This window comes from Aquiflexum sp. (assembly GCF_041751335.1).
GTDB lineage: Bacteria > Bacteroidota > Bacteroidia > Cytophagales > Cyclobacteriaceae > Aquiflexum.
This window is the reverse complement of sequence record NZ_JBGSXS010000361.1, coordinates 1-4,135: the sequence shown is the minus strand read 5'-3', so window position 1 is coordinate 4,135 and position 4,135 is coordinate 1. Positions and strand designations below refer to the sequence as shown.

Genomic DNA, 4,135 nt, shown 5'->3' with positions numbered 1-4,135 from the left:
GGAATGGGTTTTAGGATAAAATGGCCCGGTTCTCCCGGTTCGGTGAGCCTGAGTTTGTTGTGATCAAGGACAAGGGATTGTTTGAATTGTGCGCCGCTGATGGAAATGGATTTGCTGTTTTGCCGTAATTTCTCAGCAACTTCTTCATCCACTTGGGGAGCATTGAATCCCAGGATATGGCTTACTTTTTTACGGTTGAACAGCAACCGCAATCCTGCAGGACTGTAAGCATCAAATCCTTCCGCCAAAGTGCATGGGCAATATTTAATGTCATCGAGGTTCATTCAGTTTCAATTAATTTGACAGTCACCGCACCGATGCTGTCACTTTCTGCCGTGGCACCCAAAAGCGACAGAACGTCTCTTTCGTCTATTTTCAAATAAGTGCTTTGTATGGCTAAGTTGCTTCCTTCTGCAATCATATTGCTGAAAAAGGGGAAAATGTATTCGCTATGGTATTCCTGTTGGGTTTTTGGCAGCGTCAAACTGATGGCAGGTTTCTCCGGATCATTAAAATAGCTGTCTTCATACCGGAACACAAAATGCTTACGGTCCTCTTCAATTAGAACTCCAGCCAATATTCCATTACGGTACACTTTTGCCTTTCTCATTCAATCAATACTTCTTTATGACTTCCAATTTGATTTCCATACCCAATACTTCTATCAACTTGTTCAATAGCTCTAATGAAGGATTACTTTGCCCCCTTTCCAGTTTATAAAGCGAGTTTGTGCTGATACCAGCTAATTCCGCCAAGTGCGGTTGGGTGATACCCAACTCATTTCTTCTCTTTTTGATGGTTTCTCCAATTTGAGTAGATAACATTATATTGTGATTTTGGATGTAAATTAAGTTGATTCTATCTAAAATTCAAGATAAATCATAGTATATTGTGATTTTTTATGAGAAAGATATTTTTGAAGAGATTTAAAGTGTTATTATCACATTATAGTGTGATTTCAAAAATTGACTTTTATATGGATTTTTCTTTTTTCTCAAGTCTTGAACCACCCTCTCCCAACCAAATCAATCCAATGAAATACCCGATAATCGGCGAAATCCCATAACCCATCACCATCACAGGGAAGTTTCCAAATAGGGTTGCCAACAAAATCAGAAAGTAATATATACCCAAACTGTAAGACATTGTCCTATTTTCTTTGCTTGCCAAAACAAAAAACGGAAGGGGCAACAAAACCAAGGAAAGAACCGAACAGAAAGCAAAAAAACCGCTGATTTCCTGGGCAAGTGTCAGGATACCTTCCACATAATTGACAGGTGGCAAACTGTCCAATCTGTACCAGGCTAAAACCGAAGCTCCAATCGCGAAAAGCAAAATAAAACGTTGGGTTGATTTCGAGATGTTTTTCCTGAATAAAAGGATAACTGCCGCTGCTGAAAAAGCGGTTACCAAAGAAGCATCGGGCTGAAAGAGGAAAATGATGACTACAAGTAAAGAAACCAAAATTGCATGGATTTGATTTTCCAATTTGTAGATATGAATCAAAATCAATGGGCTTATTATCAGACCAATATTTACCTTAAAGTTTCCAATACTGACCCATCTATACACATTCTGAATACCATCATCCCAAAAAGTCAACATCAACAAAAGAATTGATATCAAGATAATGGGGTAGGGATTCACCCTATTGAAAACAGGTCTAAACCTGTATAATACCAATTGCAAAGCGATACCAATCAATCCGAATCCAAGATTCATAATCCACAGACTTCTCGAAACCTCAAAATATTCCATTATGTATGTTCCGGATAGGAGTGCAGGGATTATTGAGAAAAACAGGAATGAATGGGGTTTTTTGCTCAGGCTCATTAGGGATTTAGAATTACAGCTTAAAATAGTTTTATCTAAGAAATAAAAATAGAATATCTATTTCATTTTAAACTTTTGATAAGCCCTACTTTGTCAACTTAAAAGAGCGGTTAGAAATTCACATTTTTATTCAAAAATTTCTCTGAATGAAGGAAATGTCCCTTTAGGGACTATAAATGGGTAGGAAGAGTTGGTTTTAGTGGATTTTCGTGCCTTTAGGTACGGGATATATGTTGTACCTAGAGGCACAAAAACCGTTCAATTGATCGTTTTATTTAACCATATTATGTCCCTAAAGGGACTTTAGCCAATGTCAGAATATTATTATTGAAAATTTTCAAATCAGTCCATAACTTGACAAAGTAGGGTTAGAGAAAAATACTCTTTTACTCCTGACAACTTTAACATATCATACCCCCTAAAACTCCACCCTATAACTCAAAATAGGAATCATAGGTGTAAGGTAGGCGGTTTTCAGTGTGCCTTCCATGGGTTCGAAATAGCTTCCAAAGACGTTTTTGCGGTTGGAAACATTCTGTATGTCCAAGGCCAGGGTTTGGGTGGATTTCAGTCGGTTGCGCTTTAGGCTGACCCGGATGTCGGTCCTGAAATAGGAGGGACTTTGTTCTTCAAAAGCCCTCGATTCCACCCATACTGTTTCTCCTTTCTCTATGGATTCCTCCAAATTGATGGGGGTGTTTCGCAGCCCTCCTCCATAAATAGATCTCAAATTGATCCCAAAAGTCCGGTTTTTGTTCCAGTGATATTCCTTGCCTGCGGTCAGTACCATGTTAGCCCTGCCATTGAACCGGGTATTTCGCCATCGGTTTTCATCCGTTTTATATAAGGAATTGTAAAGTGAAGCCGATAGCAGGAAGTAGAGGTCGCGGTGTGTAAACTGCTCTAAGGTGAATTCAGCCCCATAGTTTTTGCCCAAACCCCTGTTGACCAAAGGCTCAGTCATAAAGGTCCATTCCTGATTGATGATCGAATAGGTCTGATCTTCGCCGGGTTTGATGGGAATTTGGAACAGGTGCTGGTAATAGGTTTCGACTTTCATCCTCAAGTATGGGTTCAGCGATCGGTCATACCCCAAGACTACATGATGGGATTTGCTCAGTCCGAGTTCCTTATTTGGCAACAGGATTTCACCGTTTTCTTCCTGTTTGGCAAAATATGTCCCCAAAGGCTGTATCTGACTGTGCAGACCGTACCCTAAGCTGATTCTTTGTTTTTCATCCAATTCATAAGTAGCGCTTAACCTTGGTTCGATTGAATTGGATTTGTTCAGCATCAATTGCAGATAATGCAGACCCATGTTCAGGGTTAATCTTTGGCTCGCCCGGATGTTAAGTTGGGAAAATGCCTGTACACTTTGGGTGCTTCCTTTGGCATCGATTTGGGACTTCATTTGGCCCGAGTCCTCATCGAAGGCATTTTCTTGGATATTGTAGTATAATTGGTTGAGGAAAATCCCGCTTCTCAGGTTGTATTTGGGAGAGATTTTGGTATTCAGGACTGAACTGAAGGTGATTTTTGATTGCCCAAAATCAGAATAGAACTTCTCGTCATTCTGGTATTCATTATTGAGTCTCCCATATTTTTCTCCCAATCCACTGCCCGAAGCCAGTACTGTAGTTTGAAGGAAATTGGATTTGTTGAGGATGTAGGAATGCTTGATACCCACTGCCCCTGTATTGGAGAAAAAGGTAGAACTGAACCTGTCAAAATCGGCTGTCCAACTCAGGGAGTCTTTTTGGGCATTCCTGTTTTGGTCGCTCAATCCTCCAAAGCCAAAGACAGAAATGCTACTTTTGTCACCTGTTGGAAGGAAGAAGTTGAATGAAAGGTCCTGGAAGTTGGTGACAAAATCTCCCAAAGGGACTCCCATTTTGGATAGCATGGAAAGGGTTGAATACCGATAATTGATCAGATAGGAGCCTTTGTAATTTTTTGAAATCGGGCCTTCGGCTGCTATGTCGGTTCCCAGAAACCCTGCCTGAACGGTAAATTCCCGCTTTTCATTATTGCCCTTTCTCAAACTGAGGTCAAATACACCCGAAAGGGCATTGCCATACTCTGCTGGAAATGCACCGGTGATAAAGTCAGAATTGGTCAGCAACTGGGCACTGAGGATGGAAATTCCCCCTCCGGCAGTTCCCGGACTTGCAAAATGGTTTGGGTTGGGGATATCTATACCTTCCATTCTCCATAGCAACCCGTTGGGGCTGTTGCCCCGGATCGAAATATTGTTGTTGCCATCATCTGTGGCAACAACACCTGAAAAGGAAGCCGCCATTCT

Annotated in this window: 4 protein-coding genes and 1 pseudogene; all 5 read right to left on the bottom strand. The window is 40.9% G+C overall.

Annotation, left to right across the window (positions count from 1 at the left end; all coding sequences use genetic code 11):
• A pseudogene (locus ACEW8U_RS19710) lies at positions 1 to 284 on the bottom strand (type II toxin-antitoxin system HipA family toxin); the annotation flags it as partial.
• Complete coding sequence (locus tag ACEW8U_RS19705) at positions 281 to 610, bottom strand: HipA N-terminal domain-containing protein (RefSeq protein ID WP_373523773.1); 330 nt, start codon at positions 608 to 610, stop codon at positions 281 to 283. The gene ACEW8U_RS19705 and the pseudogene ACEW8U_RS19710, both read right to left, overlap by 4 nt.
• Before the next feature lie 4 nt (positions 611 to 614).
• Positions 615 to 824: a helix-turn-helix domain-containing protein gene (locus ACEW8U_RS19700; RefSeq protein WP_373523772.1), complete on the bottom strand. Its 210-nt coding sequence runs from the start codon at positions 822 to 824 to the stop codon at positions 615 to 617.
• A gap of 148 nt (positions 825 to 972) precedes the next feature.
• Positions 973 to 1,833, bottom strand: a complete 861-nt coding sequence (locus tag ACEW8U_RS19695; RefSeq protein ID WP_373523771.1) for a hypothetical protein — start codon at positions 1,831 to 1,833, stop codon at positions 973 to 975.
• Positions 1,834 to 2,251: 418 nt separating this feature from the next.
• The coding region (locus ACEW8U_RS19690) for a TonB-dependent receptor (protein ID WP_373523770.1) at positions 2,252 to 4,135 on the bottom strand (1,884 nt) is incomplete at its 5' end.